A 17,719-nucleotide genomic window follows, 5' to 3' on the forward strand; every position below is an offset into this window, starting at 1 on the left:
CGCCATCAATATTGGTTTGCCCATCCTGGAATGCCCTGCTGCCAGCGAGGCTATCTCGGAAGGGGATGTGGTGGCAATTGATTTTGATACCGGTGTTATTACCGATGAAACCACGGGCCAGACTTTTCAGGCTGCGCCGTTCCCGCCCTTTATCCAGAACATCATCGCCAAGGGCGGCCTGATGAACAGCCTGAAATAAGTGTCGCGAGAGGGAGAAACCGATGAACAAGAACATTGCTTTGATCTATGGGGATTGTGCGAGCCCCGAGATCGTCACGCAGGCGGTGCGTGTGCTGGACAAGATTGCCGCCAAACACGGCCATACCTTTACCTACACCCGTGCCTATATGGGCGGCGAGGCTATCGACAAGTTCGGGGACCCGCTGCCTGCCTCGGAACTGGAAAAATGCAAAGCATCGGACAGTGTGCTGCTGGGTGCCATCGGCGGTCCCAAGTGGGAGGGGATGCCCGGTGATAAGCGGCCCGAGAAAGGCTTGCTGCGCCTGCGTGCCGGTATGGGGCTGTATGCCAACAACCGTCCGGCCAAGATCTGGCCCCAGCTGGCAGCTGCCAGCCCGTTGAAAGCGGAAATTGTGGCAAAGGGCATTGACTTTATCGTGGTGCGGGAACTCATCGGTGGTGTTTACTTCGGTGAGCACAAGACCTATGAGGAAAACGGTGAAAAGGTAGCCGTGGATACCATGCCCTATGCGGAACACGAGATTGAGCGTATCGGGCGCATCGGCTTTGAAACGGCTATGAAGCGCCGCAAAAAACTCACCTGCGTGGATAAGGCCAACGTGCTGGATACCAGCCGCCTGTGGCGAGCGGTTATGCACCGTCTGGCGGCAGAGTACCCGGAAGTGGAGTACAGCGAGATGTTTGTGGATAACTGCGCCATGCAGATTTGCAAGAATCCCGCGCAGTTCGATGTGATCGTGACCGAAAATATGTTCGGTGATATCCTCTCCGATGAAGCCAGCGAGATCACCGGCAGCATTGGTATGGTACCGTCCTCCTCGCTGGGCGAGGGAACCTGCGGCCTGTATGAGCCCATCCACGGTTCTGCCCCCGATATTGCCGGGCAGGATGTGGTCAACCCCATTGCATGCATTCTGTCTGCGGCCATGATGCTGCGCTATAGCTTCGATATGCCCGCGGAGGCGGATGAGATCGAAGCTGCCGTCAATGCGGTACTGGACAAAGGTCTGCGCACCGCCGACATGATGGCGGAAGGCTGCACCCAGGTGGGCTGCACTGCCATGGGCGATGCCATTTTGGCGGAAATCTGACCAAAATATCAATAAAGCCCCGGTTCCCAAGGGAACCGGGGCTTTTCTATAGGAATGCTTTTACGGGAATGTCATGCGGTACGAGGTGTTCCCTGCCAGGGGTGCCGGGCGGCACAGCGGTTGTAGTAAAAATTTTGCCAGAGCTGGCAGGCGATAACCCACAACAATTCATAAAGCGTGGCGCCCAGGCCGCTGATGGTAGCGGGAAACTGCTGAATAATGTAGGAAGAGAGTGGAATCGTGGCGGCCCAAAAGACTGCCAGCATAAGCAAAAGCCATAGAACTTGCGCTTTGCAGCCATAACGGATTCTGATTTTCAGTTCCATACGCCGAAACCAACCCCAGATGGCAAGAAAAATCATAAAGCGGAAGGGGCCAACTAGTGTTTGCATCAAATTGAGCGGTCGGCTGCCGGGAAGCAGAGCCATCAGCAGGTACAAGGGGATGAAAATCCCATACCATCGGGGATACCAGATGCAGACATAGTCCAGCGGCGTACCCCGGGGCAGATCGGGGGCCATCTCCAGCAGGAACCGGGCGGTATCGCCGCCTATTTCCTCCCGCAAAGTGCGGCCCTCCAGTTCGCAGCGGGCGGCAATCTCGATCATATCTTTGCGGATGCGTTCGATCTCATAACAGTTCCAGGTCATGTACAGCAAGTAACAGGAGATTTCCTTCAATGCCGCACGGTTCTCGGCGTTCAGCGTCTTCACGCTCATATCGTTGGCTTTTTTGAGCATCGTATATTGGTTTTTGAACAGCATACTCGGTCCCATCCTTTCAGGTCACATACGAAACGAACCGCGAAACGATCTTTTACCCGCGCAAAATGGCGTCGATGCCGGCAGCCGTTTCCCGCCAGGCTGCCATAAATTCTTCCAAGTACTGTTGGCCCTCGGGAGTCAGGGTATAGTACTTGCGGCTGGGGCCGCCCTGTCCGGCCCGGTATTCCGCCCGAATCAATCCTTTGCGTTCCAGACGCAGTAGCAGGGGATAGAGGGTGCCCTCTGTCAGATCGGCAAAGCCGCTTTCCCGCAAGGTGGTGGCAATGGCATACCCGTAGGTGGGCTCCCGGTCAATGATTTTCAGGATACAACCTTCCAGCGTGCCTTTACGCAACTGGGCACGGTCAAACATGGCATCACCTCCACTACCTTGCATTACCAAGTTCTTTGGCTATATTGTATCGCAAGGCAGTTTGCTTGTCAATAGAAACCATAAAAAAGCGGCGGCCTGCAGGCCGCCGTTGTTTTGCAGTATCAGGATGTTTTCTTTCGTGGTTTATACCATAAGTTGGCCAGCCAGTTGAACGCCCAGTTGACTGGTTCGCTGTTCAAAATGCACAGGCAACCAAGGGCTTCCAGCAGTACCCAGGCCACGATCACCGGTACCGGCATCTGGCGTGCAGGCTCGTAAAACCCAAGGTCCACCAAAAAGGTCAGAATAGGCATGTGCAACAGATAAATGGCCAGTGTTCGTATGCCCAAGGGAGCAAGCATCCGGCAGTTGCCCAGGGCTGCCACCAATCCAACACTGGTTACGATACCCACCAGCAGGAACACGGCACGGTCGGCCATGGTGTAGCCTTCGCCGTAAGCCACGTCGTTGAAGATTTTGGCGCTTTCGCTCAACTGTCCTTCATACTGCATCATTTGCCAGAACCGGAACCCGTAACCGGCCAGCAGCAAAAGCGCAGGAACGACCCGCACTGCCCAAAAACGGGAAGCTGCCCGATCCAGCAGGTCGATCTGGGGACGGAACAAAACACCAAACGCATAGAAGGGGTAAAAGGCAAAGACCCGTACCAGCGTAAAGGGCCAGTCAATGGTACCGGCCCACAGGCTGATGGCTACGGACAAAGCCAGGCCCAGCACTGCGCCACCCAGGCGCAGCTTGTCCCGCAGAAAGGTCAGTACCGGCAGCGTCAGATGCCAGAAAAGCAACGCATACAAGTACCACATGTGCCGCCAGGGGAGCAGAAACGCCGCCAGCAAACCACCGGAAGCGGCAAAATCTTCCCGCAAAACGATCGCACGGAATGCCAGCATAAGGGCTTGTCCCAGCAGATACAGCCACAGTTGCTGGGTGATAAGCTTGCGCAGACTGAAATGAGCCACCAGACCGCTGCACATGCAGAACAAAGCCATGTGGAACCAGTAGATGGTGATGAAGGTGGCACCAATCAAGTGGGAGCCAAGGCGGTATTGTTCCATAAAATGACCGAACACTACCAGCAGAATTCCCAAGCCTTTTAAGATGTCAATGTAATCCCGCCGCGGAGCGGCGCTTTGCCTGTCAGCCAAGGAAATACCTCCTTATCGAAAAAACGCGGGCTGATGGCCAGTCCGCGTTTGAGCGTTGTGAGAATCAGACAGACTCCCAGGGGGAGTGAATGATCTCACCGGAATCTACTTTGGTAAAGGCAGCCACGTCCGCACCCGCCTTTACAATGCCGCCGGGCGCCACATGAACGCCGCGCCCCAGCCTTGCATCGTGATCTACGATCGCACCGCCGTTTACGATGCAGCCGATGCCCAGATGAACACCGGCTCCCACATAAGCCTGGGGCAGTACCACGCAACCGGGTTCCAGCACCGCGCTGGGGCTGATGGAAGCGGACGCACTGAGGAAAACCGGGGTTTCGTAACCGGCAGCAGCCAGTTTTTGCAGCAAGGTTACCCGCAGCTTGTTATCGCCAAGGGCCACAAAAGCGGCACGACCGGGTTTCAGAAGGGCGGGATCGGCATAGTCCCGCAGCGCGCCGGCACAGCCGGGGGCGTTGTCATCCAAAAATTCGGCTGTGCCCCAACCTTCTTCTTCCAGCCAGTCGGCCAGTTGGCGGCCAAAACCGCCCTTGCCCAAAATCAACGGGCGATGGTGAAAACGTCCCAACGAAAGAAGTGCCATGATCATCCCTCCTGTGTGGTGGTTTCGGTATCACTCTCGGCGGTGGATTCGGATTCGGTTTCTTCAGCCGCTTCGCCATCTTCCTCGCTAGGGGCTTCGGTTTCCAGGCTGGTGCGCGGCTGTACTGCCAGCGGGTCGGGCAAAGTGCCGTTTTCCAGGTCCTGCAAAACCTGCGGAATGCCGGGGAAGAACCGTTCGATGCCGGTACCGGAGCAATGCAGACCGTCAAAGAAATCTGTTTCCTGCAAACCTTCAATGCATTCCGGGTCGTAACTGCCGTACAGCGGAATGTTGTTGTCGGCTGCATACTGGCGTACCCAGTTTTCTACCTGGAAAAATCCCTTGTGCTTGTCAGGCTCGGTCAGCAGATATCCGTACAGATACGGGTGCCAGGGCGAAAGAACCAGAATCACCGTTGTTCCCTGGGACTGTGCATACTTGATGAAGGAATCAAAAGCCTGCATCTGGGTATCGCTCATGGCGTCGAAGCCTTCCATATGTACGCTGTTAAAGCTCATACAGGCTTCGGCGGCCAGGGTGCGGATCTGGTCAGCGCTTTGGCTGCGGAAGGCTACATCGTACAAAACGCTGCCGTCCGAGCGCTTGATGGTGGTGGTCTGGTTGTACGGATCGCCCTCTACAGGGTTGAATTCAATAGTGTTGCCTTCGTCATCGGTTACGGTTGCCTGACCGTGGTTCTTTACGTAGTAATCCACGTTGCCCTGGAAGTAGGCGGGGTCGGCCAGTGCGCGCCACAGTTCCACCTTGTCGGGTTCTTCGTAATCGGTAGGAACGTTCAGAACCTTGGTCAAAAATTCGTTGTACAGGTCGGCATCGGCGCGGGAATCAAAGGCCGCTTCGCTGCCGTAGAACACCCAGGGGTCCAGGCTCCAAAGCAGAACTTTGGGTGTTTTTCCGTAACTGACCATCTTGTAATAGCTGGTCATATTGTCGCGTACGTCGGCGCCGGTCACACCCATGTTGAAAAAGCTGTCTACACCGGTGTTTTCGCGGTTAAACTGCAGCACACGGCTGGAACCGATGCCGATAGCTTCCGGCGCATCAGGAACATCCTGCGCATACAATTGTACAACCTGGCGTTCGTCCATCTGCTCGAAGTTCGTCACGTCGTATCCTTCCAGCATCAGATCTACGATGCGGCGGGGCGCCAGAGCACCTTGAAACAGGCCGCTGCGGTCTACATTGTAGCTGAACGCCACCATAAAGACCAGAATGGGAACCAGGAACAAAAATTTGATGCCGGTTTTCAGTCCGAAATACAGCCGCCGGACCAGTCCCTGTAAAAACCAGATCAGGGGATTGCGGCGCTTCTTTTTGCGCGGCCGTACCGGTGTGGCGGTGGGGGCACCGCGCTGAATTTTTACAGGCGGTGCGGGGATGGGGGTAGGGGATTTTGCAGACATTTTATACACCGCCTTTCATCAGTATTGCTGGTAAATAAATGCCGATTGGCCAAACGCAGCAAAAAAGAGGATGGCACAGGCAGCCGCGTAATACAGTGTCCAGCGCAGTGGCCATACCTGTTTGCGAATCCAGGCAGCTACGTTCTGGCTGTAATGCTCCACGGCAAAAACCACGAAGCAGCCAAAGAGCAGTACCACCGGCAGACGACCGTCGATGCCGCTGTCGTAAATCAGAGAAGTTACCTGATGCCAGCTTCCGGCCAGACCCTGCCAGCCCTGGAGCATATCGCCGTAAATGGCAAAGGGGTCAGTGTTGTACAGTGCACTGGCGAAAAAGACCAACGTGAAGCAGAACAGAATATTGGTGCATACGATCTGCCACAGAGATTTGAACCATTTGGCACGGTACAGGGGATTGAAGCGTTCCAGGCTGCGCCGCGGTTTGGCGGTCATGGCGCCAAACGCCGAAATCAGGCCGCAGGCCAGGCCCCAGACCAGATACCGCCAGTCTGCGCCGTGCCAAAGGCCGGAGCAAAGGAAGACAATGACGATATTCAGGTAGTGGCGCCAGGGGGCACAGCGGCTGCCGCCCAGGGAAAAATAGACATAATCCCGGAACCAACCGGTCATGGAAATATGCCAGCGACGCCAGAATTCGCCAAAACTGCGGGACTCAAAAGGCGCGTGGAAGTTTTCAATCAGGTCATAGCCCAGAATACGCGCGGCCCCCAGAGCAATGTCACAGCAGCCGGAGAAGTCCATGTACAGCTGGATGGCGAACAGCACCGTTGCCGCCACCAGATTGGGGCCGCTCATGCTGGAAGAATCGCCATACACAAGGGAAACATAATGGCTCAGATTGTCGGCCAGCACCATCTTTTTGGTGTAGCCCCACAGCATACGGAAGGCACCGCCGGCACAGCGGTTATAGCTGAAGCGGCGACTCTTCTGGATCTGCGGCCGCAGCTGGGGGTAACGTTCAATGGGGCCGTTGATCAGCGTGGGGAAGAAGCTTACAAACAATGCGTAGTGGAACGGGTTGGTTCCCACCCGGCAGCGGCGTTTGTATACGTCGATGGTATAACTCAGCGCCGCAAAGGTAAAGTAACTCAGCCCCAGGGGAGCCAGCAGATTGTCCCGGTGAGACAACCAGCTGCCGCCCAGGCTGTCGGCCAGCAAGTTCCAGTATTTGTAATAGATCAGCACACCAATGCCGCCAGCAATGGCAACCAGCAGTGCAATGATGCGCACCGGTTTGGATTTGATGCGGCCGATGATCAACCCGCATAGCCAGGTGACCAGCGTGGCCCCCAGCAGTACCCACACCAACGGACGGTTGGCAGGGTCGTAGCAGAAAAACGCATAGCTGGCCGCCAATAAAAAGTACGGGCGTGCTATGCGTGGTAAAGCATAATGAATCAGCGCCGTTGCCGCAAAAAAAGCAAGAAATAACAATGAAGTAATCGTCATTGTCTGGTCCTCACTCAAAAAAGCGAGGACCTGCTCCCAAGTGATTGTCATACTCATTCTCTCCGTTTGCTCAACCGATAACCCACCGCAAGGTTATTGCTTCTCTTCCAGATCACGAACACGTTTTTCCAAAATGGCGTTGGCCTGTGTCAGCCGTTTGCATTTGTCGGCCAATTGGCTGATGGCAATGCTCAGGGACAGCAAAACCACCAGCACAAAGCAGAACATCAGGAAAAACACCAGGTTCACCGGCATTTCGATGTCCAGCAAATCGCGCAGCACATAAACCACATAGGGGAACAGGGCAAAAATCACAAGGCCCACGGCAAGCGCCAGCCAGAGCAGACTGTACTTTACGCTCATCAATCCACGTTTAAGAAACGCAAAAATGATAAGCAGCAAAGCAACAGCGCCCAATATCATAAAAAATTGCAGTTGTGCGGTCATGCTTGGTCCCTCCGGGTCTTATGGATGGAAAAGCGGTCAATGATCAGCGCCAGGGATACCTTGACCATGTAGTAAACACTCTTAAAGCTGGAGATGCTGGACACACCGCCCTGGCGCTCCTTCATGATCACCGGTGCTTCACCGACGGTAAAGCCTGCCAGGCAGGCAGCCAGAATGGCTTCCGGCTCGGGGTAATCAATGGCATAGTGCTGGGCAAAATACGCAGTCATCCGGGCGTTGGTCGCGCGGAATCCACTGGTCACATCCAGAACCCGTCTGCCGCACAAAAGGTGGATCATGCCGCTGAGGAAGCGGATGCCCACCCGGCGCATAAAACTGGTCTGGAAGCCTTCTTTTTTGATAAAGCGGCTTCCGATGCACATATCACACTGACCGTCCAGCACCGGCTGTACGATTTCTTTCAGGTAGGCAGGGTCATGCTGGCCGTCACCGTCCATCTGTACGGTCACATCATAGCCGTAGCGGGCGGCGTACAGATAACCGCACTGAACACCGCCGCCGATCCCCAAGTTGACCGGCAGATCCAAAAACGGATAATTCCGGCTTTTCAGCAGGGCGGCACTGCCGTCGGTGGAACAGTCATTGATGACAAGAAAATCAACGTCGGGGCAGGTGGACTTCAGGCGTTCCACGGTGTTGACGATATTTTCTTCCTCATTGTAGCAGGGAATCAGCACCAAAATTTTTCCGTCCAAAAGTGTACCTCACATCCGGGCGGCTGTACCGCCCTGCAAAATAAATGTTTCCAACTGGCGCAGCAACTCCGCGCGGTGATAATGGGTCAAATAGTAGTTCTTTGCCTTGGCGCCCAGTTCTGCGCGCTGCCCGGTGGTCATGCTGTACAGTTCCAGCATATTCCGGGCAAGGGCATGCTGGTCGCAGGCAGGGCTGACCAGACCGCCACCGCTTTCTTTTACGGCGGCATAACCGGCTCCGTTCATACTGGCCAGAACCGGTTTGGCAGCTGCCATGTAGCTGGCCAGTTTGCCGGGGACCGTCAGGCCCAGATCCGGCGAATCGGACAGGGAAATCAGCAGTGCATCGGCCAACGCCGTGAATTTCGGCACTTCCTTGGCGGGAACGCTGCCGTAAAAGGTCACAGCATCCTCTGCCTGCAGTTCCCGGGCAAGGGTCTGCAGGCTTTCACGGCTCATGCCGTCGCCCACCAGCAACAGATGCAGTTTTTCTGCACCCGCCGCGCGCGCCTCCAGCACGGCCCGCAGGACCATGTCCAGACTCTGCGCAGGGGTGAAAGTGCCGGTAAATACCAGATTGAACCGGTCGGCAAAGCGTGCCTCCAGGGCGGCATCCGGCTGTGGGATGGCGTAAAAATCCTCACAATACTGCGGAATGACCGCCACCGCGCTTTGCGGTTTGCCGGTACGCTGGCAAAGCCGCTGCTGCAGCGGCTCGCTCATGGCGATCAAACGGTCGGCTTTTTTATAAAGCAGATCACTGACCCCTTGCGCAATGCGGCGCAGCAGGGCATTTTTGACCGGCAGAACGCTGTAAAGATTTTCCGGCCACAAGTCCAGCACATAATTGGTAAAAGGTATTTTGTGCTTTTTGGCATACCGGATGGCTGGCCAGCACATCAGGACCGGGCTGGTGTTAAAGCAGAACACTGCGTCATAACCGCCCGGCAAACGGTTCAGGGCACCGGCGGCATACAGGGGCCAGCTTACATAGTTCAGGAAAATGTTGATGCTGGTGTTGCCTTTCCGCGGCCACTCCTTGGCGCGAAACACCTGTGCCGTACCGTAATGTTCCTCCCACGGACCGTGGGAACTGTAGCCCTCAAACCATTCTCCCTTGGGATAGTTGGGCAGGCCGCACAGTACGTCCACTTCCAGCCCGTCTTGCAGGAAGCCTTCCACAATGTCATTGATGCGGAAATTTTCCGGCCAGAAATGCTGGGTGACAACAAGAATACGTTTGGCCATCTCAGTATTTTCTCCACACCATCTTGTTGACCACGCCGGTGTAGCTCTGGATGATCTTGACCACCTTGGTGGAAACATCTTCGGTGTAATAGGGAACCGGGATGCCGTCGTCGCCGTTTTCGTTCATAGCTACAGCGGTCTGCACAGCCTGTTCCACGCCGCCGGCACGGATACCCGCCAGTACAAAGCAGCCTTTGTCCAGGGCTTCGGGGCGTTCGGTGGAGGTGCGGATACAGACGGCAGGGAAGGGGTGTCCTACGCTGGTAAAGAAGCTGGACTCTTCCGGCAGCGTACCGGAGTCCGAGATGACGGCAAACGCGTTCATCTGCAGATGGTTGTAGTCGTGGAAGCCCAACGGCTCATGCAGTTTGACACGCTCGTCCAGCTGGAACCCCATAGCATCCAGACGCTTTTTGCTGCGCGGATGGCAGGAGTAGAGGATCGGCATATCATAGGTTTCGGCCAGATGGTTGATGGAAGTGAACAGGTCCAGGAAGTTCTGCTCCGTGTCGATGTTTTCTTCCCGGTGTGCGGAAAGCAGCATGTATTTGCGGGGCTCCAGGCCCAGGCGCTCCAGCACATCGGAAGCCTCGATCTTCTCCAGATTGGCGTGAAGAACTTCCGCCATGGGGCTGCCGGTCACAAAAGTGCGTTCCTTGGCGGTGCCTTCCGCATTCAGGTAGCGGCGGGCATGCTCGGAATAGCACATATTCACATCAGCGATATGGTCCACAATGCGGCGGTTGGTTTCCTCGGGCAGGCACTCGTCAAAGCAGCGGTTGCCGGCTTCCATGTGGAAGATGGGGATGTGCAGCCGCTTGGCGGCAATGGCAGACAGGCAGGAGTTGGTGTCGCCCAAAATCAACAGGGCGTCGGGCTTCTGCTCCACCATCAGGGCGTAGGACTTGGCAATGATATTGCCGATGGTTTCGCCCAGGTCTTTGCCCACGGCGTCCAGATAAAAGTCCGGTGCCCGCAGGCCCAGGTCCTCAAAAAACACCTGATTCAGGTTATAGTCGTAGTTCTGCCCGGTATGCACCAGGATCTGATCAAAATATTTGTCGCACTTTTTGATGACGGCGCTCAGGCGGATGATCTCCGGCCGGGTGCCGATGATGGTCATCAGTTTCAGCTTGTTCATAGATAAAACATCCTTTTCAAATCATCGGAAAAACCGGGCACGGCCGCACAAAAACGGCGGGGCAAACTTCCCGGTTCATACCGGCAAATAGAAGGTGTCCGGATGATCGGGATCAAAACATTCGTTGGCCCACATCAGGGTCACCATATCTCCGGTGCCGATGTTCTCGATATTGTGGGTGTAACCGCAGGGAATATCCACCACCTGCAACTTGTTTCCGCTGACCCGGTACTCGATCACTTCGTCGCTGTCGATGCGGCGGAACCGCACAACGCCTTCCCCCTGCACGACCAGGAATTTTTCGTTCTTGGTGTGGTGCCAGTGATTTCCTTTTACAATGCCGGGTTTGGAAATGTTCACACTGACCTGCCCGCGCTCGGGGGTGCGCAGCGCTTCGGTAAAGCTGCCTCGCTCATCGGCGTGGGTGTTCAGATCATAGGCAAACTGATCTGTGGGCAGATAGCTCAGGTAGGTGGAATAAAGCTTCTTTTCAAAGCTGCCTTCCGCCAGAAACGGCACAGCAAGGCTGCCCCGGCGGGCATCGGCAAAACTTTCAATCAGTTCGGCCAGATGCCCCAGGGTGACCCGATGAACCGGATGAATCCGGCAGTAGCCTTCCTCATCGCGCTGGGCCTGCCCGTGCAGCATGGCGTCCAGAATGCAGTCGATCACATCGTCAATGTAGACCAGGGGCAGTTCGTAAGCAGGGTCACGGACCTGAATGGGCAGCCCCCGGGCAATGTTATGGCAGAAGGTGGCGACCACGCTGTTGTAGTTGGGGCGGCACCATTTGCCGAATACCCCCTCCATGCGGAAAACATAAACAGGGGACCCCAGCGCGTTTCCGTGGGCAAAAATAGCATCTTCCGCCTGCTTTTTGCTTTTGCCGTAGTCATTATCCAGAGCGGCCTGGATGCTGCTGGTCACCAGAACGGGGGCTTTGTTGCCGCACTCCGCCAACAGCTGCAGCATTGTGTCGGTCAGACCGGCGTTGCCGCTGTAAAATTCACTGGGGTCTTTGGGGCGGTTGATGCCCGCCAGATGAACCACAAAGGTAGCCTGCCGGCAATAGTCGGCCAGGGTTTCCACGGTGTCGTCTTTCTCAAACAACAAAAGATCCTTGCAGCCCATGGCATGCAGTGTGGCTACCAGATTGCGGCCGACAAAACCGCCGGCGCCAGTGATTAAAATCGGCTGCGGAAGGGCAGGGGCGTCATTGGGCATCTTTGGCCAGCTCCTCTTTGATATAATCGGTGGTCATGATCTTCTCGATGGTCTGCTCCACGTTCAGGCGGCGGGTATTGTGGCTGGTGTAGTCTTCGTCCGCCTGGGTGCGCACCTGTCCCTTGACGAAGAACTTGTCGTAGTTCAGGTCACGGGTGTCGGCAGCTACGCGGAAGTAGCCGCCCATATCCTCGGCACGGGTACGCTCTTCTTTGGTCATCAGCGTTTCGTACAGCTTCTCGCCGTGACGGGTGCCGATGATACGGGTGCCGGTGTCACCGAACAGTTTCTGCACAGCCTTGGCCAGGTCGCCGATGGTGGAAGCGTCGGACTTCTGGATGAACAGGTCACCGGGGTTGGCGTGCTCAAAGGCGAACATGACCAGATCCACCGCCTCGTCCAGATTCATCAGGAAGCGGGTCATGTTGGGGTCGGTGATGGTGATGGGATTGCCGGAACGGATCTGCTCCACAAAGAGAGGGATTACACTGCCGCGGCTGCACATAACGTTGCCGTAGCGGGTGCAGCAGATGACCGGGCCGCCGCGCTGTGCGGAAACACGGGCGTTGGCGGTGATGACATGCTCCATCATGGCCTTGGAGATACCCATGGCATTGATGGGATAAGCAGCCTTGTCGGTGGACAGGCAGACTACGCGCTCCACGTTGGCCTCAATGGCGGCGTGCAGCATGTTGTCGGTTCCTTCAATGTTGGTACGCACAGCTTCCATGGGGAAGAATTCGCAGGAAGGTACCTGCTTAAGGGCGGCGGCGTGGAAAATAAAGTTGACGCCGGGCATTACATCCCGCAGGCTCTGGATGTTGCGCACATCGCCGATGTAGAACTTGACTTTCTCGTAATGGTCAGGATAATGGGCCTGCAGTTCATGGCGCATATCGTCCTGCTTCTTTTCGTCGCGGGAGAAAATACGGATCTCGCCGATATCGGTGGTGAGGAAGTGCTTCAGCACGGTATGGCCAAAGCTGCCCGTACCGCCGGTGATCAGCAACGTTTTGTCCTTGAAAATGGTATTTGCCATGATGGCCTCCTTATTTATGATGCGTTAAGACGCAAATCTCCTTTATAATCTTCCCTATTTTAGCACATAAACCGACATTTGAAAAGTATACCGCCTTGGAAAATGCTGCTTTTTGTGGTATACTATCTTACAATATACCAAAGGGCGCCTGACGCACCCCTTTAAGGAGGAAGCAAATCTCATGCGTGCTTACGAACGTTTGCTCAATTATGTTACTGTATATACCACTTCGGACCCGAATTCCGGAACGCATCCCAGCACGGCCCGTCAGTTTGATCTGGCAAACCAGCTGGTGGCTGAACTGAAAGAACTGGGCCTGACCGATGCTCATGTGGACGAGCACTGCTATGTATATGCCACACTGCCCGCCACCCCGGGGCAGGAAAACGCCAAAGCGCTGGGCTTTATTGCCCACATGGACACCGCCGATGATGCCAGCGGAGAAAATGTCAAGCCGCAGCTCCATCCCAACTATGATGGCGGCCCGGTAGCGTTGCCTGCTACGGGCGCGGTGCTGGACCCGGAGGTGTTCCCGTTCCTGAAAGAAATGAAGGGACAGACCCTGATTACGGCGGACGGTTCTACGCTGCTGGGCGCCGATGACAAGGCCGGTGTGGCAGAAATCATGACCATGCTGGAACGTGTTCAGGCAGAAAATCGCCCGCACGGAAAACTGTGCATCGGTTTTACCCCCGATGAGGAAATCGGTGAAGGTGCCAGCCTGTTTGATGTGGCGCATTTCGGTGCCGCCTATGCGTATACCGTGGACGGAGACGATGTGGGCGAGATCAGCTACGAGAACTTCAATGCGGCGGCTGCGGTGGTAACGGTATATGGCTTCAGCGTGCATCCCGGCAGCGCCAAGAACGCTATGCGCAATGCTCAGAACATTGCCATCGAGTTCCATCAGGCACTTCCGGCATTCTCCCGTCCGGAGCATACCGAGGGCCGCGAAGGCTTCTTCCATCTGACCAGTATGCAGGGCGATGTGACTACGGCTCATCTGGGATACATCGTGCGTGACCACGACGCCGTCAAGTTTGCGGCCCGCAAAGCACAGATGCAGCATATTGCCGACTGCCTGAACGAAAAGTACGGCGCAGATACGGTAGAACTGGACGTGCAGGACAGCTACTACAATATGTACGAGAAAATCCAGCCTCATTTCCATCTGGTAGAAAATGCCCGTGCGGCGATTCGCGCAGCAGGTCTGGAACCCATCGAGTGCCCGGTCCGCGGCGGCACGGACGGCGCAACCCTGAGCTATATGGGGCTGCCGTGCCCCAACCTCGGTACGGGCGGCTTTAACTTCCATGGCCCGTGTGAGTGCATTACGGCAGAAAAGATGGACCAGAGCGTAGAGATTCTGCTCAACCTGGTAGACCTTTATAAATAAAGAAAAGAATCCCTCTGCCAACAGGCGGGGGATTTTTCTACTTTATATAGTAAGGGGGAAAATAGCGGGCCGTACAAGGAAAGTACAGCGCAAACGGGCGGTGCTGTTGCTGTTCCGACAAAAAATCCTCTTGACAAACGGCTGCCTGTGCGGGTATAATACTCATTACCGTGCAGGTGTCGTACAACGGCTAGTACATCAGCCTTCCAAGCTGAGGACGAGGGTTCGACTCCCTTCACCTGCTCCAAAGCAATCCCCACGACGGAATCCGTCGTGGGGATTTTTCATTTTCACTCCCAACAAATTTGAAAAGACCGCTGTGCCAAACCTTCTGCCTATAAACGGGCAGGAGGTTTTTTGCTGCCTGTGGTGAAAGAAAAACAAAAGAAATGCGCACAGAGAAAGACTTTTGTGCATTTATGGGAAAAGCAAAAGGCTCAAGAAAAATACCTAAAAAAATTAAGATAAATATATTGACAAATGCAAGAACCGGCGTATAATGATACTGTAATTTTTAGCTAAATAAATTTAGATAAAATTACAGACAGAACAAACTGATATCAAATCATAAGGAGCGTATTCCCATGACTTTCGAAGAACTGAAGAACGTAATCGTTGAAACCCTGAACGCCGATGCCGACGCCATCACCATGGAAGCCAGCCTGGCAGACGACCTGAACGCCGACAGCCTGGACGCCGTGGAACTGAATATGGCGCTGGAAGAAAAGTTCGGTACCGCCATCCCTGATGAGGAACTGGGCAATATGAAGACCGTTGGCGATATCTTCAACTACCTGACCCAGAACGCCTGATTGGCGGCAAATCAAAGGAGAGGAGGACTCCACGCATGAATGTCGGCAAGATTTTTGCCCTCACCCCCCGGGAACGGGCGTTTCAGCTCAAAGCCCGGCGGGAAGCCGGTACCGATAACCCCCGTTGGCGCGCGCCGGATTTTTTCACCTGCAAAAAGTGTGAGCGCCGCGCTACCCGTCAGACCTGGGACAGCACATTGTATGTTTGCCCCAACTGCGGCTATCATCACCCGGTGGGCGGATATTATCGTTTGAGCATGGTGCTGGATCACGGTACCTTCCGGGAACTGGACGGCGAACTGGAGGGAAAGAATGTGCTGGCATTCCCCGGCTATGAGGAAAAGCTGGAAAAGCAGCGTGCCAAAACCGGCCTGAGCGATGCCGTGGTAACGGCTTACGGAAAAATCAGCGGTGTACCTGTAGTGGTCGCCGTGCTGGACAGCCGGTTTTTTATGGGCAGTATGGGCACGGCTGTGGGGGAAAAAATCACCCGTGCGGTGGAGTACGCCACCAATAAACACCTGCCGCTGATTATTTTCTCCGCAAGCGGCGGCGCCCGTATGCAGGAAGGAATTTTCAGTCTGATGCAGATGGCCAAGACCAGCGCCGCTATTCAGCGCTTTCAGGCAAAAGGCGGCTTGTACATCAGCTATCTGACCCATCCCACCACCGGCGGTGTTACCGCCAGTTTTGCAAGCTTGGGCGACATTACGCTGGCTGAACCGGATGCACTGATCGGGTTTGCGGGGCCTCGCGTTATCGAACAGACCATCGGTGAAAAACTGCCTAAGGGATTCCAGCGGGCGGAATATCTGCTGGAACATGGGTTTGTGGATCAGGTCGTGCCTCGCGGTGAAATGAAGCAGACCCTCACGCAGCTTCTCAAGCTGCATACGCAAGGAAGGAAGCGCGGCGCATGATCAAAGATATTCTCAAAGAGGTCGAATCTCTGGACCAACGCATCGACGCGTTGCGGAATCCTGTACCGGAAGACGATGCGGAAAAGCAGCTGCTGGGCGAGGAACCGACGGTTCGGGAAGATTGCGAATCGCTGGAAGAACTGGAAGCACGGCGGACTGCGCTGCTGGAACAGTGCCGGAATCTGACATCGGCGGACCGGGTCTTTCTGGCACGTCACCAGGGCCGTCCCCGTGTAGATGAATACATCCGTGAACTGTTTACGGATTTCTTTGAACAGCGGGGCGACCGTCAGTGCAGCGATGACCAGAGCATTTTCGGCGGTATTGCCCGGTACAAGGGCATTCCGGTCACTGTATTGGGGCACCGCAAGGGCTCTACCCTGGAAGAAAATATGCGTTTCCGGTTCGGCATGCCGGAACCGGACGGCTACCGCAAGGCGCTGCGCCTGATGAAACAGGCAGAAAAGTTTGGCCGCCCCATCATCACTTTCATCGATACTCCGGGCGCATACCCCGGTAAAGAGGCCGAGGAACGGGGACAGGGCGAAGCCATCGCCCGCAATCTGGCCGAGATGAGCGGCCTGACAGTGCCCATTATCTCGGTGGTGACCGGGGAAGGCAGCAGCGGCGGTGCTTTGGGCATCGGTGTGGCCAACCGGATTCTGATGCTGGAAAACGCCGTCTATTCGGTGCTCAGCCCCGAAGGGTTCGCCAGTATTTTGTGGAAAGATTCCAGCCGCAGCGGGGAAGCCTGTGACATCATGAAACTGACCGCCCAGGATCTACTGGCGGACGGCGTCGTGGAGGAAGTCATCCCCGAACCGCTGGGCGGTGCGCAGCGGGACCACAAGCAGCTGTTTGCATCGTTAGATGCGGCACTGGAACGGCATCTTACCCAGTTGTGCAAGATGAATGGCAAGGCATTGGCCGATCAGCGTTACAAAAAGTACCGGCAGATCGGCCTGTGACACACGATAGATCGAGGGAACTTATGGAAGGTTTGCAGCTGATTGCCACCGGCGGGGCGCTGCCCGGCCGTGTGGTAACCAACGATGATTTGAGCAAGCTGGTAGACACCAGCGACGAATGGATCACAACCCGCACCGGCATTCGCCAGCGCCATTTTTGTGAGGAAGGGCAGACGGCGGCCACGCTGGCTGTTGCGGCAGCGCGTCAGGCGCTGGAACGCAGCGGCCTGCAGCCGGAACAGATCGGCTGCTGTGTTTGCGCTACGCTTTCGGGTGCTTATGCAACGCCCAGCACCGCCTGCCTGGTGCAGAAGGAACTGGGCCTGGCGCAGGATATCCCGGTGCTGGATGTGAATGCGGCATGCTCTGGGTTTATCTATGGCGCTGCGGTGGCGCGCGGACTGCTGGCTACCCGGCCGCAGGATGCCCGCCGTTATGCGCTGGTGGTCGGCTGCGAGCAGCTTTCCCGTCTGATGGATATGACCGACCGCAATACCTGTGTGTTGTTTGGCGACGGGGCCGGCGCAGCAATTTTTGAATTGGCGGAAGACGCAGAGTTTGCCGTGGATCTTGGCGCCCGGGGCGATATGGCTATTGAAACACCGCCCTGCGGTCCCATCCGCATGGACGGACGTGCGGTGTTCCGTTTTGCGGTAGATGCGCTGCCGCGTACCCTCCACGCGGTGCTGGATGCAACGCATCATACACTGGACGA

General features: G+C 55.8%; 18 protein-coding genes, 1 tRNA gene and 1 pseudogene. 8 read left to right on the forward strand and 12 right to left on the reverse strand.

Going from position 1 to position 17,719, the window contains the following annotated elements:
• Together leuD and leuB are read left to right on the forward strand one after the other, a co-directional pair.
• Positions 1 to 199: pseudogene (gene leuD, locus H6B10_RS04930) on the forward strand (3-isopropylmalate dehydratase small subunit); the annotation flags it as partial.
• A 22-nt stretch (positions 200 to 221) separates the two neighbouring features.
• On the forward strand, positions 222 to 1,292 hold the full coding sequence (gene leuB / locus H6B10_RS04935; protein WP_204650368.1) for a 3-isopropylmalate dehydrogenase: 1,071 nt from the start codon (positions 222 to 224) through the stop codon (positions 1,290 to 1,292).
• A 71-nt stretch (positions 1,293 to 1,363) separates the two neighbouring features.
• On the opposite strand, the gene H6B10_RS04940 is transcribed toward leuB, so the two are convergent.
• The 12 genes from H6B10_RS04940 to H6B10_RS04995 form a co-directional block, all read right to left on the reverse strand.
• On the reverse strand, positions 1,364 to 2,056 hold the full coding sequence (locus H6B10_RS04940; RefSeq protein WP_204650370.1) for a hypothetical protein: 693 nt from the start codon (positions 2,054 to 2,056) through the stop codon (positions 1,364 to 1,366).
• Between the two features lie 52 nt (positions 2,057 to 2,108).
• Complete coding sequence (locus H6B10_RS04945; RefSeq protein ID WP_204650371.1) at positions 2,109 to 2,429, reverse strand: PadR family transcriptional regulator; 321 nt, start codon at positions 2,427 to 2,429, stop codon at positions 2,109 to 2,111.
• A 122-nt stretch (positions 2,430 to 2,551) separates the two neighbouring features.
• Positions 2,552 to 3,595, reverse strand: coding sequence for an acyltransferase family protein (locus tag H6B10_RS04950; protein WP_204650373.1), 1,044 nt, complete (start codon positions 3,593 to 3,595; stop codon positions 2,552 to 2,554).
• Between the two features lie 64 nt (positions 3,596 to 3,659).
• Positions 3,660 to 4,199 carry a hypothetical protein gene (locus H6B10_RS04955; protein ID WP_204650374.1) on the reverse strand — a complete coding sequence of 180 codons (540 nt, stop codon included), beginning with the start codon at positions 4,197 to 4,199 and terminating at the stop codon, positions 3,660 to 3,662.
• A gap of 2 nt (positions 4,200 to 4,201) precedes the next feature.
• Positions 4,202 to 5,623 carry a hypothetical protein gene (locus H6B10_RS04960; RefSeq protein ID WP_204650375.1) on the reverse strand — a complete coding sequence of 474 codons (1,422 nt, stop codon included), beginning with the start codon at positions 5,621 to 5,623 and terminating at the stop codon, positions 4,202 to 4,204.
• Between the two features lie 18 nt (positions 5,624 to 5,641).
• Complete coding sequence (locus H6B10_RS04965; protein ID WP_204650376.1) at positions 5,642 to 7,144, reverse strand: MBOAT family O-acyltransferase; 1,503 nt, start codon at positions 7,142 to 7,144, stop codon at positions 5,642 to 5,644.
• A 42-nt stretch (positions 7,145 to 7,186) separates the two neighbouring features.
• A complete protein-coding gene (locus tag H6B10_RS04970; RefSeq protein WP_204650377.1) occupies positions 7,187 to 7,540 on the reverse strand; it encodes a DUF2304 domain-containing protein in 354 nt (117 codons plus the stop codon).
• Positions 7,537 to 8,256, reverse strand: coding sequence for a glycosyltransferase family 2 protein (locus tag H6B10_RS04975; RefSeq protein ID WP_204650378.1), 720 nt, complete (start codon positions 8,254 to 8,256; stop codon positions 7,537 to 7,539). Before H6B10_RS04975 ends, H6B10_RS04970 begins: the two co-directional genes overlap by 4 nt.
• Before the next feature lie 9 nt (positions 8,257 to 8,265).
• Complete coding sequence (locus H6B10_RS04980; RefSeq protein WP_204650379.1) at positions 8,266 to 9,504, reverse strand: glycosyltransferase family 4 protein; 1,239 nt, start codon at positions 9,502 to 9,504, stop codon at positions 8,266 to 8,268.
• 1 nt (position 9,505) lies between these two features.
• The gene (gene wecB / locus H6B10_RS04985) at positions 9,506 to 10,645 is read right to left on the reverse strand and encodes a non-hydrolyzing UDP-N-acetylglucosamine 2-epimerase (RefSeq protein WP_204650381.1); all 1,140 of its coding nucleotides are present in this window, start codon (positions 10,643 to 10,645) and stop codon (positions 9,506 to 9,508) included.
• A gap of 75 nt (positions 10,646 to 10,720) precedes the next feature.
• Positions 10,721 to 11,869, reverse strand: a complete 1,149-nt coding sequence (locus H6B10_RS04990) for an NAD-dependent epimerase/dehydratase family protein (protein WP_204650383.1) — start codon at positions 11,867 to 11,869, stop codon at positions 10,721 to 10,723.
• Complete coding sequence (locus tag H6B10_RS04995) at positions 11,859 to 12,908, reverse strand: polysaccharide biosynthesis protein (protein ID WP_207751576.1); 1,050 nt, start codon at positions 12,906 to 12,908, stop codon at positions 11,859 to 11,861. Before H6B10_RS04995 ends, H6B10_RS04990 begins: the two co-directional genes overlap by 11 nt.
• Positions 12,909 to 13,089: 181 nt before the next feature.
• On the opposite strand from H6B10_RS04995, the gene pepT reads away from it, so the two are divergent.
• The 6 genes from pepT to H6B10_RS05025 form a co-directional block, all read left to right on the forward strand.
• Entirely contained in the window at positions 13,090 to 14,304 is a 1,215-nt protein-coding gene (gene pepT / locus H6B10_RS05000) for a peptidase T (protein ID WP_204650385.1), read from the forward strand.
• A gap of 172 nt (positions 14,305 to 14,476) precedes the next feature.
• Positions 14,477 to 14,551, forward strand: a tRNA-Gly gene (locus H6B10_RS05005).
• A gap of 337 nt (positions 14,552 to 14,888) precedes the next feature.
• Complete coding sequence (gene acpP, locus H6B10_RS05010) at positions 14,889 to 15,116, forward strand: acyl carrier protein (protein ID WP_204650387.1); 228 nt, start codon at positions 14,889 to 14,891, stop codon at positions 15,114 to 15,116.
• 35 nt (positions 15,117 to 15,151) lie between these two features.
• Positions 15,152 to 16,036, forward strand: coding sequence for an acetyl-CoA carboxylase, carboxyltransferase subunit beta (accD, locus tag H6B10_RS05015; RefSeq protein WP_204650389.1), 885 nt, complete (start codon positions 15,152 to 15,154; stop codon positions 16,034 to 16,036).
• Positions 16,033 to 17,004, forward strand: coding sequence for an acetyl-CoA carboxylase carboxyltransferase subunit alpha (locus H6B10_RS05020; protein WP_204650391.1), 972 nt, complete (start codon positions 16,033 to 16,035; stop codon positions 17,002 to 17,004). The genes accD and H6B10_RS05020 overlap by 4 nt, the downstream gene beginning before the upstream one ends.
• A 23-nt stretch (positions 17,005 to 17,027) precedes the next feature.
• The coding region (locus H6B10_RS05025) for a 3-oxoacyl-ACP synthase (protein ID WP_204650393.1) at positions 17,028 to 17,719 on the forward strand (692 nt) is incomplete at its 3' end.

The sequence above is a fragment of the Gemmiger formicilis genome (assembly GCF_016901605.1).
GTDB classification, from domain to species: Bacteria; Bacillota; Clostridia; order Oscillospirales; family Ruminococcaceae; genus Gemmiger; species Gemmiger formicilis_B.